This is a genomic window from Clostridium mucosae (assembly GCF_024622765.1).
Lineage (GTDB): Bacteria > Bacillota > Clostridia > Clostridiales > Clostridiaceae > Clostridium.
Map to the genome: position 1 here is coordinate 1 of NZ_JANKAF010000056.1, position 1,572 is coordinate 1,572.

Annotated in this window: 1 protein-coding gene; it reads left to right on the forward strand. The window is 27.4% G+C overall.

The window, feature by feature from the left end; all coding sequences use genetic code 11:
* On the forward strand, positions 1-1,480 hold a 1,480-nt coding region (locus NSA50_RS19630), incomplete at its 5' end, for an ATP-binding protein (RefSeq protein WP_257448237.1).
* Positions 1,481-1,572: the final 92 nt, after the last annotated feature.

The following is a 1,572-nucleotide window of genomic DNA, read 5'->3' on the forward strand; positions in this document are numbered from 1 at the left end:
TGGAAGTCTTGTAGATGGGAGAGATAATGCAGTTGAACTGCAAGATAAATTGGATAGGTTTAAGATAAATATGTATAAACTTAATTATGTGGTAAGAGTGTCAGCTGATAGTATAGAGCTTTTAGAGAAAAGAGTTAATACTATAAAAGATTTTTATTCAGATTATAAAATTATAATTGAAAGACCTTTCGGTGATATGCTTAATTTTCAATATGAGTTTATACCTTCATCAGAGATTTTAGTAAAGGACTATATTCAATATGTAACATCTGATTTTATAGCTTCTTTAGGTTTTGGTGCTACTTCAAAACTTGGAGAGGATAATGGTATATATGTTGGTGAAAATCTTGATAGTGGAAAAGTAGTATGTATAAAACCTGCAATAGCTTCACAAGGGATTAAGGGGTCAATAACTAATTCGCCTTCAATAGCGTTTTTAGGAGCAACAGGAAATGGGAAGTCAATGCTTGCTAATCTTATTACTTATTATTCAGCGTTATTAGGTTCAAGGATACTTTTGATAGATCCTAAATCGGAGCGTGGAAATTGGAAGAAAGATTTAATATTTTTAAAAGATGATATCAATGTAATAAATCTTACAAGTGATATAGAAAATAAAGGGTTATTAGACCCATATAATTTATTTGATAATAAAATGGCTGAATTTATTGCTATAGAAATATTAGGTTATTTAACAGGGATAACAATACAAGATAGTGATAGATTTCCTGTATTAAAGAAATATATATCTAAAGTAACTAATGAAAATAATCCATGTATGATGAAAATAGTTAATTATCTTAAAGATTCTGATAATGAGATAGCTAATAAAATTGGTACACATATAGATTCTTTTGTGGATTTAGGTTTTTCATCTTTATTGTTTGGAGATGGAGAAACAGAGAAAAAGATAGATGTTTCAAATGCTATTAATATAATTCAAATTGAAGATTTAAAATTGCCAGGCAAAGAAGTTAAAACTAAAGATTATAGTAGTATTGAAATATTAAGTATTGCTATGCTTATGATTGTAGGGTATTATGCAGTAAATTTTATAGAAAATGATAGAGAAATATTTAAAATATCATTCTTAGATGAAGCGTGGGTATTAGATAAAGTTCAACAAGGTAAAACATTAATAAATAAACTTATAAGAGTAGGGCGTTCAAAAAATAGTGGAGCTTTTATTGCTACACAATCAGCTTTAGATTTAGGAGATGACGCAAAGAATAATATAGGTATGAAGTTTATATTTAGGTCATCTAAAATTGAAGAAATAGAGGCAGATTTAGAATTTTTAGGATTAGAAGTTAATAGAGAAAATATAGATAAAATTAAGAGCTTAGAAGTAGGTCAATGTTTATTTCAAGATATTTATGGTCATATAGGTGTTTTAAGTGGTGATTTAGTCTTTGAAGATTTATTTAATGCTTTTGATACTAGACCACCTGTTAAAAAAGAAGGTGAAAAAAATGTTTAACAGAATAAGAGGAAGTAAAAAAGGCTTTATAGTAGTAGCAACTATTATATTAAGTCTTTTTTTTATAGGCTCATTTACTATTATAGCTAATG